The 14,723-nt window shown below is 44.3% G+C and carries 18 protein-coding genes; 11 read left to right on the plus strand and 7 right to left on the minus strand.

Translation table 11 applies throughout. From position 1 onward, the window contains the following. The first annotated feature begins 26 nt into the window (after positions 1–26). From ACP5KC_RS00495 to ACP5KC_RS00505, 3 genes are read left to right on the plus strand one after another with little or no spacing between them, the layout of a single operon-like run. On the plus strand, positions 27–548 hold the full coding sequence (locus tag ACP5KC_RS00495) for an ECF transporter S component (protein WP_273434565.1): 522 nt from the start codon (positions 27–29) through the stop codon (positions 546–548). 26 nt (positions 549–574) lie between these two features. Next, entirely contained in the window at positions 575–1,033 is a 459-nt protein-coding gene (locus ACP5KC_RS00500) for a DUF4430 domain-containing protein (protein ID WP_273434567.1), read from the plus strand. Next, on the plus strand, positions 1,014–1,613 hold the full coding sequence (locus tag ACP5KC_RS00505; protein WP_273434569.1) for a DUF4443 domain-containing protein: 600 nt from the start codon (positions 1,014–1,016) through the stop codon (positions 1,611–1,613). The genes ACP5KC_RS00500 and ACP5KC_RS00505 overlap by 20 nt, the downstream gene beginning before the upstream one ends. Here ACP5KC_RS00505 and ACP5KC_RS00510 read toward each other — a convergent pair. Continuing rightward, positions 1,580–2,284, minus strand: coding sequence for an HAD family hydrolase (locus tag ACP5KC_RS00510; RefSeq protein ID WP_052883555.1), 705 nt, complete (start codon positions 2,282–2,284; stop codon positions 1,580–1,582). The genes ACP5KC_RS00505 and ACP5KC_RS00510 overlap by 34 nt on opposite strands. 116 nt (positions 2,285–2,400) lie before the next feature. On the opposite strand from ACP5KC_RS00510, the gene ACP5KC_RS00515 reads away from it, so the two are divergent. The 4 genes from ACP5KC_RS00515 to ACP5KC_RS00530 all read left to right on the plus strand — a co-directional run bounded on the left by ACP5KC_RS00515 (position 2,401) and on the right by ACP5KC_RS00530 (position 4,888). Then, complete coding sequence (locus ACP5KC_RS00515; RefSeq protein ID WP_273434571.1) at positions 2,401–3,069, plus strand: hypothetical protein; 669 nt, start codon at positions 2,401–2,403, stop codon at positions 3,067–3,069. A 66-nt stretch (positions 3,070–3,135) separates the two neighbouring features. Beyond that, positions 3,136–3,639: an Lrp/AsnC family transcriptional regulator gene (locus tag ACP5KC_RS00520; protein ID WP_052883557.1), complete on the plus strand. Its 504-nt coding sequence runs from the start codon at positions 3,136–3,138 to the stop codon at positions 3,637–3,639. 49 nt (positions 3,640–3,688) lie between these two features. Next, on the plus strand, positions 3,689–4,117 hold the full coding sequence (locus ACP5KC_RS00525; RefSeq protein ID WP_428286717.1) for a nucleoside 2-deoxyribosyltransferase: 429 nt from the start codon (positions 3,689–3,691) through the stop codon (positions 4,115–4,117). A gap of 3 nt (positions 4,118–4,120) precedes the next feature. Next, complete coding sequence (locus ACP5KC_RS00530) at positions 4,121–4,888, plus strand: hypothetical protein (protein WP_273434575.1); 768 nt, start codon at positions 4,121–4,123, stop codon at positions 4,886–4,888. A gap of 166 nt (positions 4,889–5,054) precedes the next feature. Here ACP5KC_RS00530 and ACP5KC_RS00535 read toward each other — a convergent pair whose 3' ends face one another. Together ACP5KC_RS00535 and ACP5KC_RS00540 are read right to left on the minus strand one after the other, a co-directional pair. Next, a complete protein-coding gene (locus tag ACP5KC_RS00535; RefSeq protein WP_236944899.1) occupies positions 5,055–5,810 on the minus strand; it encodes an ABC transporter ATP-binding protein in 756 nt (251 codons plus the stop codon). After that, the gene (locus ACP5KC_RS00540) at positions 5,810–7,327 is read right to left on the minus strand and encodes an ABC transporter permease subunit (protein WP_428286718.1); all 1,518 of its coding nucleotides are present in this window, start codon (positions 7,325–7,327) and stop codon (positions 5,810–5,812) included. The genes ACP5KC_RS00535 and ACP5KC_RS00540 overlap by 1 nt, the downstream gene beginning before the upstream one ends. A 92-nt stretch (positions 7,328–7,419) precedes the next feature. On the opposite strand from ACP5KC_RS00540, the gene ACP5KC_RS00545 reads away from it, so the two are divergent. Beyond that, positions 7,420–7,914, plus strand: coding sequence for an AAA-associated domain-containing protein (locus tag ACP5KC_RS00545; protein ID WP_236944900.1), 495 nt, complete (start codon positions 7,420–7,422; stop codon positions 7,912–7,914). Positions 7,915–7,986: 72 nt separating this feature from the next. Here ACP5KC_RS00545 and ACP5KC_RS00550 read toward each other — a convergent pair whose 3' ends face one another. Further along, positions 7,987–8,490 carry a hypothetical protein gene (locus tag ACP5KC_RS00550; protein ID WP_273434580.1) on the minus strand — a complete coding sequence of 168 codons (504 nt, stop codon included), beginning with the start codon at positions 8,488–8,490 and terminating at the stop codon, positions 7,987–7,989. A 50-nt stretch (positions 8,491–8,540) separates the two neighbouring features. Further along, positions 8,541–9,191: an adenylate kinase family protein gene (locus tag ACP5KC_RS00555; RefSeq protein WP_236944901.1), complete on the minus strand. Its 651-nt coding sequence runs from the start codon at positions 9,189–9,191 to the stop codon at positions 8,541–8,543. Between the two features lie 116 nt (positions 9,192–9,307). Between ACP5KC_RS00555 and ACP5KC_RS00560 the strand changes: the two genes are divergently transcribed. Beyond that, entirely contained in the window at positions 9,308–10,711 is a 1,404-nt protein-coding gene (locus tag ACP5KC_RS00560; RefSeq protein ID WP_428286719.1) for a transglutaminase-like domain-containing protein, read from the plus strand. 8 nt (positions 10,712–10,719) lie between these two features. Here the strand turns inward: ACP5KC_RS00560 and ACP5KC_RS00565 are convergent, their stop codons facing one another. Continuing rightward, a complete protein-coding gene (locus tag ACP5KC_RS00565) occupies positions 10,720–11,997 on the minus strand; it encodes an MFS transporter (protein WP_424739969.1) in 1,278 nt (425 codons plus the stop codon). Next, a complete protein-coding gene (locus tag ACP5KC_RS00570; RefSeq protein ID WP_428286720.1) occupies positions 11,997–12,893 on the minus strand; it encodes an alpha/beta hydrolase in 897 nt (298 codons plus the stop codon). Before ACP5KC_RS00570 ends, ACP5KC_RS00565 begins: the two co-directional genes overlap by 1 nt. An 85-nt stretch (positions 12,894–12,978) precedes the next feature. On the opposite strand from ACP5KC_RS00570, the gene ACP5KC_RS00575 reads away from it, so the two are divergent. Both ACP5KC_RS00575 and ACP5KC_RS00580 read left to right on the plus strand, forming a co-directional pair. After that, positions 12,979–13,584, plus strand: a complete 606-nt coding sequence (locus tag ACP5KC_RS00575) for a winged helix-turn-helix transcriptional regulator (protein WP_273434591.1) — start codon at positions 12,979–12,981, stop codon at positions 13,582–13,584. A gap of 41 nt (positions 13,585–13,625) precedes the next feature. After that, a complete protein-coding gene (locus ACP5KC_RS00580) occupies positions 13,626–14,720 on the plus strand; it encodes a M42 family metallopeptidase (protein ID WP_424739974.1) in 1,095 nt (364 codons plus the stop codon). Positions 14,721–14,723 lie beyond the last annotated feature (3 nt).

The following is a 14,723-nucleotide window of genomic DNA, read 5'->3' on the forward strand; positions in this document are numbered from 1 at the left end:
ATTGGATTTTTGTCCAGGATTTAGAAATGAAATCAAAGGAGTTAAGCCTTGTAGCCATATTTGTCTCGTTGAGCATAGCTTTGAGGGTTCTGAAAAACCTTGCAACTACTGTACAATTTGTGAACATACCGCTAGCGTTCGCCTTATTAGCCTCTACCCTTTATGGCCCACACGTAGGTTTTCTAGTCGGTTTCCTTTCCTATTTTCTTTCAGATCTGTTAATATTTCCAGGGATTTGGACACTGATAAACTCCATACTAGCTGGTTTTACTGCATTTTTGTATCCACACTTTATTTACGATAGAAAGGATAAGGTTGTTTTCTTCATATCAACTTTCTTGTCTATCTTCTTATTCGATATTTTTTCTTCAGTCGTCCTTTACATCCTATTTGGCGTAAGGCTCCAAGAGGCAATTCTCGTGAGCATAGTTGGCCTTTTTCTGCCTGTCATGGGAGGCTATCTTATAGGTGTCGGGCCTCTCACAGAGTTCGTAACAGCCTTTCTTGTAGTAGCTTTATACGAGGCGCTGAAACGGCGAAAAATATAAAAAATGGCTAAATATCCATGTTTCTTGTGAGCATTAATAAGAGCCAAATACTCTTGCTCGTGTTGTTGATATGGGCCTTAATTGCAACATCAATTGCAAGCTATCTGTATTTAGAGAACCAATCGTTAAGCCGTGAATTAAGCGTTATAGGCAACAAGTATGTCCGAGTAAACATCGGTATTGTTTACGGTAACGGCACGAGGACATGGTATAACGGTACGTTGCTCCCTAGAGGTGCTACGGCTCTTACAGCCCTAGTTACCGTTGCACGGGTTGAGTATAAACTAGGCTCTTGGGGGGCGTACGTAACCAGTGTCAACGGGGTTCAAGAGAACATTATTTCGAAGAGTGAGGGGTACTCGTGGATGTGGTACAGATACGACCCTAATAAGGGAGAGCTCGTACCAGGAGAAGTGGCCTCTGATAAGTATAAATTGGCTGACGGAGATGTTATTGTATGGAGTTATGAGCATTGGAAGTTCTAGAAGCCAGTTACTCGTAATGCTTTTTCTCTATGTTAATCAAGGATATTCGGGAAGGGTTAGCTTAGCTAGGACTCTAGGGTTAGGAGAAGGGAGACTCAGGGGGCTGCTTTCCCAGCTCTCTACAAATGAATGGGTTGTGAAGGGCAGGGCTGGAACGAAGCTTTCAGCGAAGGGTTTACAGGAGCTTGAGTATTATTTACTAAAAAAGGGAGTTACGAGATTATTTCTCGGTGAAGCTGACGAGTTGGGGTCCAAGGTTGCGGTCATAGCGGAAACAATCCTTCCATATACAGCTAAGGTGAAAATTCTAGAGCTACGAGATGAAGCAGTGAGAGGTGGCGCTAAAGGGGCTTTGATTCTAACCTACCATGAGGGTAAACTTCGAGTGCCACCCATAGAGGAAGATTTATGTTTCTACGCGGTCAAGCTGTGTAGAAAGGTACTTGGGAACACGCATCCAAGGGAGGGCTCCATGGTGTTCATAGTGTTCGCCGAGACCCTAGGAGAAGCCCTTTCCGGCTTCGTGAACATCTTGGAGAGTAAACATTATGGGGAGTTAAGCCATCTTTCAATGACATGAATAACGTCTCCAATGGTCTGGACTAATGCATCAGCGCTCTTTGAATCGCCCCTAGCATATTTTAAGACTTGAATAGTCCTGAATCCTGCACTTTTAGCTCCCTCTATATCAGCTATAGGATCATCTCCTACGTGTACGCACTTTGAAGGTTCAGCACCGATAAGGTAAGAAGCCCAGAAAAAAATCTGTGGTGAGGGTTTTTTGAAAGCGAAGGCTTGAGAAGCCACGATCACGTCTATATATTTCATCACACCGGCTTCACGTAGTCTTCTAGAAAGGATTTCATAGCTTCCTACGTTTGAGATGATGCCGATCTTTATTCCCTTACTGCTAAGCGCATCTATTACGTGCAAGGCCTCTGGATCTAGCCGAAAGCCCTCCACATAGGATTCCAGGACTTCGCTGTATAGCTTCTCTACAGCCTCAGGCTTAGGGGTTACTCCAAGCCTCCGGAGGAAAAACATCGCTCTAACAAGGTCCCAGGCTTCAAGGTCCCCGGGCAATATAGCGGTCTCTTTCCAGAGTTCTAAGGCCTCCTTATCGCTGAGTAGGATTTGATAATGCTTTTCGACAAAAGATGCGAGGCGCTTTCCCAATAATTCCTGAAAACCGGTATCGTAGACAAGAGTTCCTCCCATGTCAAAGAAAACTGCTTCAACCGTGCTTTTCATCGATGTAACAGTTAGTCCTGGCTTATTTTCTTTAACGTTTATATCCTTAAGGGATTCTCAGGGACAAAACCTTTATACGTCGTTATATACTTTCAGGAATCAAGGTCAGCGGTTACATGGAGAATGAACACTTAAATCCCTCCAGGCTTGTTTCGAAGGGGAGAATAAAGGCGCTTTTTTCAGAAGAGGGGGATATACTGTATCTCGATATTGATGGGAGTATATATGAGGGAATAGGAGACACAGTCCCAGTGCCGATTTGGAGGTTGAGGCGTCTAAGACTGAAAGACATTCCGAATGAAGTATTCATAGAGCCGGTTGAAAGGATTCAAGAGAATATAGTATATACATTACGCTACTCTCCAACTCTTTTCTTTGATGTAAAAGTCAGTAACAGCGTTGTGCTAATTGAGCTTAACGAGTGGGCTCAAACATGGGAAAGTTATATAGGGTTTTATGCATACATGGAAGCTCTCTCCACGACGCTCGAGGAGGCAGAAGAGGCTGGCTTTGTCCGAGACCTCTACGAGGAATTCTCGGATGACGCTTACACAGTATCTTTTATCATAGATATTCCGGGCGAAATGACTGTTTTGAAAGCGTTAAAGGTTGTGAAGAGGATACTCGCGGAAATAGAAAGGGTTGCTAGGTATCGGGCTGCCGTGCTAGCTTATCGGGAGGCTAGAAAAATAATTAAAAGGAGCAGGGGCTATGGAAGCGAGGATATGTTCCTCATGGATCTTGAAAAAATCTATCGAATCTTTGATGACCAATCCCCTCGGTAACCTTTCTAAAAAATTGGAAAACGTAAAATATAATTACTACAATTCTCCTAGAACCCGTTGAAAAAAATGCTTGATGAAAAGGATGTCGCAATACTCGAGGTCCTTCAGGAGAACGCTAGATTGACAGTAAAGGAGCTTAGCAAGAAGATAGGATCCCCTATCACCACCGCACATGCTAGGCTTAAACGTTTAGAGCGGGAAGGCTACATAAAGGCGTACAGGGCAGTCCTTGAGCCGAAAAAGCTTGGGTTTCCGACGGTTGCGTTTATCTTTGTAAGTTTCGCTAGAAGCCAGGGCATTGATCAGAAAAAAGTTGCCAACGAGATAAGCCGTTTCCCAGAGGTGCAGGAGGTACACATTATTACGGGTGAATGGGATATTCTCGTGAAGGTACGTGTGGGAGGCGTCGACGAATTAGGCGATTTCGTGGTTAACAAGCTACGAAACCTTGAAGGTGTCGAGAAAACTTATACTTCAGTGGTGCTTGAAAGCATTAAGGAAACTACCAAGCTTCCTGTTAGCTTAAAATGGCCGCAAGCTAAGTCTATAGAAGCAAAGGGATCACTGTAAATCCAAGCATTGTTTTTAACTATGAATCTTAAGCCCTAGGTGGTATGACATGAAGAAGGTTTATTTTGCGGCTCCAATGAGGGGTGTAAGGGGAGCTCTAAACGAGTCTAGAGAGCTTGTCAAACTAATGGAGGATAACGGATTAATGGTTTTAACCAAGCATGTCATAGAAGACGTACTTGATACTGATAAGGGTATGTCGCATCGGGAGGTATTTGAAAGAGATATCAGATTGCTAGATGAGGCTGACATTCTTATAGCCGAGGTTTCTTATCCTAGCCTCGGTGTAGGCTTTGAGATAGCTTACGCTCTCCTTAAAGGCAAGACGGTGGTGGCTCTAGTGAAGAAAGACAGGGTTGAAAGCCTTTCCTCCCTCATAAGAGGGATAACGATGAAAAACTTCCATCTTATAGAATATAGCTCTCCAAACGAGGCAATAGAAAAGATTCTAGACAAGACTGCCCGCCAGGGGGGTTAGTTAGTGAAGGCTGCGATAATTCTCTTGAACAATGTATCTAAACCAGACTCTGCAAGGTGGTGGCTAGAGGGTTACTTGAAAGCCATAGGTGTAGAAGTAGCCACATATAGTCTTAACTTTGAAAACCTCGATTCTCTGGGAGGGATTTTCGAAAAAAACGACGCAATTATTGTTGTTGGGGCAGCAGGGGATAAGAGAGCAGCGTCAAAAATCGCTGAAATCCTGAAACTAGGCGTGGAGGTGAACCAGGAAGCCCTCGAGCTTATCCGCAACTATTACTCTGATAAGATGGAGATCCCTAAAGATCTCGAGGATAAGGCTGTAATGCCTGAGTTCAGCTATGTTATTCAGAACGAGCGTGGAGCTGTTCCCGGTTTTGTGGCTTTCAGCCTAACAGATGACAAGTTCATAGCTGCGACGCCTCCTCGGTTTGAAGAAGCGGTTGAGTGCTTCGAGCTGGGCATCCAAGACTTCTTTAGACAGAAAACGGGTAAAAAATACTCCGTCACCTTTGCCCTATATCTAGATGGAAGCATAGAAGCTGCGGAAAAAATAGTGGAAAGGTTACACCAGAAGGAGAAGAATGTCTTCATGCGTTTAGATGCTAGGTTTCTTGGAACAAGAGGTGTCCCCATAGCTTTCACTGTTTTTGCTGAAAGCCCGGAAGAGCTTTCAGATACCATGTCGCGGTTAGAAGAAGAATCTTCGAAATTGGCTAGCGAGTTGGGGCTAAGAATCTTCGAAAAGGAAAAGGATGAAGAGGAGATGTAAAAACTTTCTAAACTTGTTGTCCGAGCATGGCTTACCCACTTGTTAAATTTTTATAATTTTTCTCCATATAGAGGTGGATGATGAGTGAACTCCCCGTCATGAGAGATGAAGAGGTTTCTGGTCGCTGACTTGCGAGTTCTTCAAAAAGCGGATGGTTCGGGTTCTCTTATGAGCTTATCAGTTCGTACACCTTGTCTTCGAGTGCTTGAAAATCTGCTGATCTTCTATCCCGAGGGCGTGGAAGGTTAATATCAACAATTCCTGCTATTTTGGCGGGTCTTGCCGTTAAAACTATCACTCTATCAGCCATCAATATAGCCTCATCGACGCTGTGGGTCACCATAAGGATTGTTCTAACTGAAGTCACCCCCCACAACCAAAGGTCTAAAACTTCGGAGCGAAGAGACTCGGCAGTCAAAGGATCCAAAGCAGAGAAAGGCTCATCCATAAGTAGAAGAACAGGCTCTATGGCCAATGCCCGTGCGAGATTAACCCTTTGTCGCATGCCTCCGCTGAGCTCACGTGGATAGAAGTCTTCGAAGGAAGCTAAACCTACTAGCGATAAATACTTACGTGCTCTCTCTTTAGCCTCCTGCCATGATAAGCCATTCACCCTCAGCGGGAGTGCCACATTTTCGAGGACACTCATCCAAGGTAATAAGGTCGGGAACTGAAAAACAAATCCTATTCTAGCATCCTTTGAGGTAAAAATAATCTCGCCCCCATCTGGCTTCTCGAGCCCTGCTATAATCCTGAGAAGCGTCGTCTTCCCGCAACCAGATGGTCCTAGTATAGCTACGAACTCCTCTCCGATGTCAACGGAAATTCCATCAATCACCTTCAAAGTCTTCGAGTCCTCTGTGAATGACTTCGTGATATTCCTGAGCGAAAGAATAACCTTGCCTCTACTTATTCCACTCACTAATCTTCACCCCCGTACTTGCCCTCTATATATTTGAAAAACCTCGACCATAAAGTCTTGTTGATTAAGACTATTACTGATGAAAGAAGGAGGGCTGAAACTACTAGTCCCTCAGCGTCTCCCTGTATTGCTAGCCTGTTAAGCAGTGCACCAACGCCTCCTATGTCAATGCTGTGATCACCCACCACAACATACTCTGCCACCACGCTGGCGTTCCAAGCACCACCCCAAGCGCTCAAGGCTCCAGTTGCGATTGAAGGAAGAAGGGAGGGCACGAAGACATATCGTATGAAAGGTACTCCACGTATTTTATAAACCGAGGAAAGCTCTTCAAGGTCCTTTCTGATGCTTGAAAGGCCGTATACAATTATGTTGAAATAAAGATACCAAAAAGCTCCCTGCAGAAAGACTATCAGGGATACTATGTAAGCCCCATAACTATAACGAAGTGCGATTGCGGCTAGCAAGGGCCACCAAATAATGGCTGGTATGGAGGCTAAGATTTCGCCAATAATTGATAAGGCCCCACCTAAGAGGACACTTCTATACGAGATAAATGCGACAAGCAACGATAACGAAAGGGATAGTAGAAGGATAAACACGATACGTGAAAGCGTTATCGGTATTTCATAGAGGACAGCTAGCATCTTCGGTAGAAAGTTAGGAAGCCCAATACTTCCCAGGCCCGCTATAATGTTTAGGGCAAAAATCACTAAAGCTACTAAGATTGAGAGCCTTATTAAAAACCCCAATATTTTCTCGAACTTTTTGAGCCTTTTTTCAACGACTAAAGACAACTCACCCAATTCCCCCCATGTGGCTGCAACAATATCATGGATCTTGTCATAAACCGCTGTAAAGCTAGGCAAATTTAAGCCGAGATTCTTGGAGGCAGCCGGGTTCCAAATCAAGAAGTAGGTTAGGGTGATTATCAATAATAACAATGCTACTCCCAGATAAAATCCTAATAGGTTGCCCGAATTGAACTGCTCTATTATAAAGCTTCCGAGGCCTGTCACTCTATACTCGGAACTACCAAGCGATACTACTTCTGCTGATGTTAAGAAGAACCATCCTCCAGCCCATGATACCAGGCTGTTTGCTATAAGAGACCTACGGGAGACAGGTGCATATATAAAGAAGAAGCGGGCAGCGTGCCCAAAATTATAAGCCTTCACTAGGTCATTATATGAAGGGTCGAGGGATTTGACGGAGGAGTAGACCCCGAATATCATGTTCCAGACAAGGCTTGTCCAGATCAAGAATATGGATGCCAGCTCTACACCGATTCTCTCAGGGAAATATGTTACAAATAAGATTAGAGCTGCTGGGAAGAAGCCTAGTATCGGGATCGATTGTAAAATATCCAATATCGGTAAAAGGATGCTCTCCACTGTTTTGTTCTTTGCCATAGCGCTTCCAATGAGCAAAGCTGTAAGGACGGATAGAACATAAGCGGCTAGCATTCTGAAAAGGCTCGCGGTTGCTGCTGCTAAGAGCATTGTGTAGAGAGGCACGCTGTCCACCACTTTAACTTTAAATTCAATGCGTGCAAAAAATTAAAAAATCTAGCTCGGTATAACTATTTAATAGAAGGTGATAGAGGTAAGTGTCCGAGGATCCAAGTAGTAGTAAGCCTCGTAAAATATTGCTTCCCGTTGACGTAACCCCCGACCATGTCCTTGGGCTTGTCGAGGTCTTACACGGTCTGGGGGGTAGTGTAGACTCCATGTATGTAGGAGACGTACTCAGGGAGAATATACACGTCTTGCCAAAAGCGATAGATGTTGCTGAAGCTTTAGGCCTGGTGAAATCTGAGGGTGGAAACTTAACGCTAACCGAGCTGGGGAAAAGGGTGGCCTCAAGTGATCCTAAAAGCCTGAAGTACTTGCTAAGGAATGCACTGAAACGCATCGAACCTCTAAGCGAAATAGTGGATCTCGTCTCAAAAAAGAAGAGGATAAGTGTAGAAGACTTCGAGAAACTACTTGAAAACTACTATCCTGCTAGGGTCGAGGCAGCAATGAAAAATATTCTCATCTGGGGGGCTTTTCTCAACGCTTTTAAGATGGACGAAGATGACGAGGAAATACATTTAATATAGCCTCGTCATGTGGATTTATTTAAGGATGAAGTTTGCTAGGGCCGAAAGATGAGGCTTACGGCGGAGGCTGATTCAAAATAGAGTCGTTTGTCTGCCCCTATCCTTTAATTTAACTTCAGGGAAGGTGTCCCTAACAGGAAGGTATACCTTCTCATAAAAATCCCTCTGTGAGAGCAGTACCTCCTTGTCAAAACTTGACACGTACTCCAAGGCGAGCTTCCACGCCTCTTCGAAAGGCATGACAGATTCAATCCTTCGGACGATTTCTCTTTCAAAGTCTTCAGGTGTTTGTTCTTTTCCTCCAATAGAGAACCATCCGTTTTTGCCGAGAAATGCCTGCTCGTCTCCGACATAAGCTACGCTTCTAACAGTTTCTCTTTCAAGCGACTTGGGTGTCTCTCCTGGTATTTCCCTTGTGGAAGCCACGGGTACTCCTCGCCTCTTTGCCCATGCATAGAATATGGCTCGATTTAGCCCAAAGGATAAAGCTTTTTCACGGTCACCCGTCAATACATAATATCTTGCTGCTTGGAGAAGAGCCATTACCTGGAACCTTCCAAGCCCTTTACTTGTCATAATTATTTATTTCTCTATTGTGTTACCTAATAAATATGCTTGATTTTCACTCATGGTATTGCTGGTAAAGCTCTACTCTTCTGGAACAATCTACTTAGTTCTTGAAGAAGCAGTGGTATAGACTGCCGAGCATCACCACTCGCGTCGAAAAAGAAGAGTTTTCCACGTCCTTTGTAGAAATAGAGAACAGGGGATATTGTACTCAAGTACTCATTGTAACGTTTCGTTATTATTTCCTCTCTATCGTCCTCACGCCTTATGAGATTCTCCCCGCATTTGTCGCATCTACCTTTTCTTAGGGGAGGTTTCCATTGAGAATGATAAATTTCACCGCATCTAGGGCAGTATAACCTACCTGAGAGCCGTTCAACTATAACTTTAAGTGGAGCGTCCAAGAATACAACTGTGTCTAGCGGAAAATGCTCTTCTAGCGTCTCAGCCTGCGAGTACGTACGAGGATAACCGTCTAGAATAAATCCGCCACTACACTCTGAGCTCGAGAGTCGCTGGAAGAGAACCCTGTTGACGAGATGATCTGGAACTAGGAGGCCTTTTGACATGTATTTTGAGACCTCTTTTCCAATATCAGACCCTGAAAATACCTCTCTCCGTAATAGTTCGCCTGTCGAGATATGAGGTATGTTGAAAAAGGCTGAGAGCATGGTTGCATAAGTTCCTTTTCCTACTCCTGGAGGGCCCAAGAGGGAGATCCTGATGGTTATCCCTATTTACATTATTAATTTCAATTATTAAGTATTTCGTTTGGAAAATTGGATAATTAGAGCAGGATTTATATTAATGTATGGAAAAAATACCTATGCATGACAGTTCATCAAAGGAAAACATACTTGATTTTCTAAAGATGCCTCTTCAAACTGATCTTAAAACGTTAATTGAGAGCGGGGAGCACGAAAAAGCTATACTCGTACTCAGGGAATTATTATCTCGGACAAGAGGGGAGCAACAGCTAAGGCTCAAATTCGAATTATTAAGGCTAGAGCTTCTCGAGAAAGAGTTTCCCTATAGTCTAGAGGAGGCTTTCCACCTTGCCTCAGGCGAACTTGTTTCTCTATCAATTCAGGAATTCCAGGATCTTATTGGAAGAGGCTGTGTAGATCACATAATCTCGAATGGTCAGGTGAGGGTTCATAAGAGATTTGTGCCCAACATGTTCTGGCTGTGTCCTGAGCTCGGTAGCAGAAGGAGAAGAGGGGAGAGTGAGTTAGGGGCCATTGAGCGCGAGGCTTTACGTTGGCGGGCAGAGAGGGTTAAGAAGTTTTCAGAGGATACAGACGAGAGATACGTATTGCCCTTAAAATACAAAATTCGATTTTCACTAAAAATTCATGACAGGAGACGCTACCCTGGCATACTCCGTGTTTGGATACCGATACCCCGTGAGGAAGGGATAAATCGCGAAGTTAGAATTTTGCATTCGGATCCAGCATTCAAGCACGTAGCACCTCCTATGCACCCGCAAAGAACCATATACTTTGAGCTAGAGGAGACGCTGGATTCACTTGAAGTCGTCTACGAGTTTACCTCCTACGGGTTTTATGTAAAACTAAATCCAAATGAGGCTAGTATTACTCAGAACTCAGAAATCTTGTCCCGTTATACCGTTGAGAAGCCCCCTCACATTGTTTTCAGCGACCACCTGATTAAACTTACAAAGAGAATCATCGAGGATGAGCCAAACCCTCTTAGAAAAGCTCAAAGGATATGGGATTGGATAACATCTAATGTTCGCTATACCTACGCCTGGGATTATTCGCTTTACGATTCGATAAGCGAGTACGTTGCAAGAAATTTACGCGGTGACTGCGGTATGCAGGCAATACTTTTCATAACGATGGCTCGGATAGCTGGGATACCTGCGCGCTGGCAATCGGGCTGGTATCTAAACCCGGTTCGTCCAGGGATGCACGACTGGGCACAAATCCATATAGAGCCTTACGGGTGGATTTACGTGGATCCGAGCTTCGGGAATAAGAATAAAGGTGATGGTTGGCGAAACTCTTTCTATTTTGGCTCTATTGAGGGGTATAGGCTTGCGGCGAACATTGATATTTCGACTCAGTTCGACCCTCCAAAGGAATACTTTAGATCTGATCCTGTTGACAATCAACGAGGAGAGGTAGAATCTAAAGAGAGGAACATGTATTACGATGAATGGGAGAGCAGTCTTGAGATACTAGAGGTGGAGAGGCTGGAAAAATAGGCTGGCTTCTATACCCTGTCTTTAGGATAGGTTTTGTGTATTAGCCCCCAGATGAGTAGCACTACTAGCCAGAACGACACGGTGAAGGCAGCTGAGGTTGTCATTGAAGAAATAGTATCAGCGGATCTGAATACCGAGCCTATAAGCCATGGGTAAAACGTAGGACCGATGGTCCAGCCTAGGTTATTGAGTATGCTGTAGACGGCGAAAACCGTGCCCCTGTGCTCAGGTATGACGACCTCGCTTATTATCGAGTTGATGTTAGGGTACGCGAATGTAGTAAACATCATGCCGAATAACACGAGCAACGAGGGCGGCAGTAAAGCTGAGAGGTCTGTTATGCCCCTAGGATAGGGATATAGTATCATTGTGATCATTGAGAGATAACCTAGGGCTACCCCAAATAACGGGATTTTTGTTCTCCCACTGATATCCCCCTTCTTCACAATCCTATCGCTAAGAGTTCCACCCAGAATGTGACCAACTGCTATTGAGAATGTTGCCATAGCTATGATTAGAGAGGCGGTTTCTAGGGGTACGCCCCATTTGGTATGGATATAGTCGATCGACCAGACGCTTAGCATGCCCCATGGAATCGTCCAGGGCACTATCATAAGTAACATTAAAAGAACCGTCTTCTTCTTTAAGCTGGGTATTGCTTCCCTGAACCTATAAGCTTTTAATTCTCTTTTTGATTCGGAAAATCCTATAGTGACACCTCTGGAAGAAAGATAGAGAGAGATTGTAGTTAATAACACAATTATTCCCGTTATAGTATAAGCTATTCGCCAGGGTAGCAATACGCCTGCGACTATGATTGCTACAATCATTGCTAGTACGCTGGACACATAATAATACGCGTATCCCTTCCCCCTACTCTCAGGTGGTATCGCGTCCGAGATAAAAGCGTAAATAACTGGGCCTACTCCAACGAAGCCCAAGCCAAATACGAGAAAGTAGACAAGTAGTTGGTCATAGACACGCGAGGTTGGAACGAGTAAAAGGCCTATCGACATGACTAGTCCCAATACAAGTAGAACGGGTCTACGGCCCTTTTTATCAGCTAGAACTCCCCAGAGGAAGGAAAATATAAGACCGATCCCCTGAAGCGCACTTGCTATAAGTCCCCCGTAAAACCTCCAATTTTCTTCCGTGGTTCCGGGAATAAGGCCTTCATCGTGTAGTGTTCGCATGATAGGGTTCAACATGTAATAACCCATGGAATAGGAGAGCACAAGAAGGAATAAGGAGGCAAGTATTGTACCGATTCGTGGCCTGGCAGACACTATAACCACCTCTCAAAAAAGCCTATAATTCTTTTCTCGTACTCCTCAGGGTAGTCAATAATCGAGGAAACGTGTGCTGAGGAGGTCAGCCACAGTTCCACCTTTTCATTTGACCTGCGGGCAAGATCATAGAATTTCTTTATCTCGTCGGGTGACACGAGGTCGTCTCGAGCACCAGCAACGATGAGTAGTGGAATCTTTATCTTTTCCGCGAAGTTGTACATTACCAGGTTCTCGGGTCTTATTCCTGCGCGTCTAGCGGTAAACCACACTATTAGAGGGTAGGAAATTCTCAATAACATACCCATAACTCCCTTAACACGTCTTACCCAGCGCATTCCTGAATTCCTGATATCTATATATGGGCTGTCGGCGACTGAAGCTTTGACGCGCGGGTCGAGAGAAGACACGATTAGAGTTATCGCTCCACCCATCGAGAAACCCATCAATCCCAGTCGTGACGCAAGATTTCTCTCCTCAAGCCAATCAATTATTTGCATAACATCCTCGCTTTCCCTGTATCCCAGCGTCGTATACTCGCCAGTGCTGGCACCGTGTGCACGCATATCGAATACAGCTACATTATACCCATTACGGGCCAGAATGGAGAGGGCTTGCTTCATGTAGCCCTCGTCCCAACGGCTCGAAGTATAACCATGGATCAATACCACTGTCTTGTCTTTATTACCTTTGACAAGCCATCCTCGTAGTATAATGCCGTCCTTTGTTCGGATCTCTATATTCTCGTATTGATGTCCTAGATCCTTAGGTGTCCATTCTCCTTTTCTTCTAGGAGGTTTAATCATTTTTCCTGATGCTAGGTATGCTATACCTATTATAGTTCCGAGAGCTAGAATGAAAAAGATTGTTATAAGTATAGATAATTCTGTTATCACAAAAGTTTATTTTTGTATTTTTCAATATATATTTTATCACGACTAATTCCAAAGCAATATATTTAGGGTTCGTTTCTGAACATATGTGGAAATAAAGCTTGATGAGAATGATCTTAAAATATTGGACATTCTCTCGAGAGAACCTCGGGCGTCCATATCTAAGATATCTAAAGAAACAGGACTTAGTCGTCCCACAGTACACTCAAGAATAGAAAAGATTTTGAAAAGCGGCGTATTGAAAGGCTTACACTTTGAGCTGGACGAAGCCGAGCTTGGAGGAAAAGTATTTCTTGTCTCTTTGTCGAGCGAGAAACCTCAGGAAACCGTTGAAGAGTTGGTGAAACTTCCAGAGGTAGATGAAATTTTTATCACTAGTGGTCTCCCGAACATTCACGTAATATTATATGTTTTTGATCTCGAGTCTCTTTCTCGTTTCCTAGAATACGTTTCGAAAACCGATTCTCAAGCTAAAATAAGTTTAGTGTTTACTAGATGCAAACTAGACAGAACGACTGAAAAGCTGGTAGCGGCTAAAAAAGCTATTCTTCATTGTGAGACGTGTGGTGTATCTATCTCAGGTACTCCATATATTTATGTATACAAGAACAGGAAGCACTACTTCTGTTGTCCTGTCTGCAGGAACCAATTTGTGGATAAAGTTGTAAAGTCGGTGCAGGCCCCAAAGAGTTAGTAGAGAAACGATTATTTACCCCCCAGCGTTACATGAGTGCGATGAACTACAAGATAGATGAGAAATCGCTGAGTTTTCTGAAGGAAGCAACTGAGGCTATAGGTCCCTCAGGATTCGAAGAAGAAGTCTTAACCATATTCAAAAAACACTATTCAGTATTCGCTGACGATGTGAGAAGGGATAACCTTGGCTCCCTTGTCCTCGTAAAGAAAGGTACAAGTGAAAGGCCCCGAGTCCTCGTTGCCGGACACGTTGACGAGGTAGGATTTCTCGTAACCTCTATTACAAATGAAGGCTTTGTAACTTTTACAACTCTCGGAGGCTGGTTCGAGCAGGTTCTACTTGCACAACGCGTTGTAATCAAGACAAGAAAGGGAGAAGTAGTTGGAGTTATTACAAGCAAACCCCCACACCTCTTAACGCCAGAGGAGAGACAAAAGGTCATACAGTTTTCACAGATGTACATAGACGTAGGGGCTACAAGTAAAGAAGAGGCTGAGAGTCTGGGAATTCGGGTGGGAGATCCCGTCGTTCCATGGTCGCCCTTCATGAAAACAAGTCTCCCAGACAGGATCATGGCTAAAGCTCTTGATGACAGGATCGGAGCTTTCATTGCTATGGAGACTTTAAGGGTTCTACGTGAACAGAACATAGAGCATCCCAACACCTACTATGCTGCCGCCACGGTTCAGGAAGAGGTGGGTCTAAGGGGTGCTGAGACGGTAGGGTGGATTGTAGACCATGACATAGCGATTGTGACTGAAGTCGACATAGCGGGGGATGTTCCTGGAATAAAGCCCAACGAGGCGCAAGCAAAAATGGGGAAAGGTCCTACAATAGTTACCTTTGACAGGTCAATGATTCCCAATCAAAAGCTGAAGGAGTTTGTCATCCAGGTCGCAGAGGAATCCAAGATACCCTTCCAATTGTCAGCCGTATCGGGAGGAACTGATGCTGGGAGACTCCACCTTTATAGGGGTGGCAGGCCTAGCATAGTGATAGGTGTTCCAACGCGACATATTCACAGCCATGTAAGTATAGCGAGTCTCGCAGACGTCGAAAACGCAGTTAAGCTTGTCGTGGAGCTACTCAAGAGGCTGGATGAAAAAACCGTTAACAGCTTTAAACACATTTAGAGG

It is taken from the genome of Infirmifilum sp. (assembly GCF_049970975.1).
GTDB lineage: Archaea > Thermoproteota > Thermoprotei > Thermofilales > Thermofilaceae > Thermofilum > Thermofilum uzonense.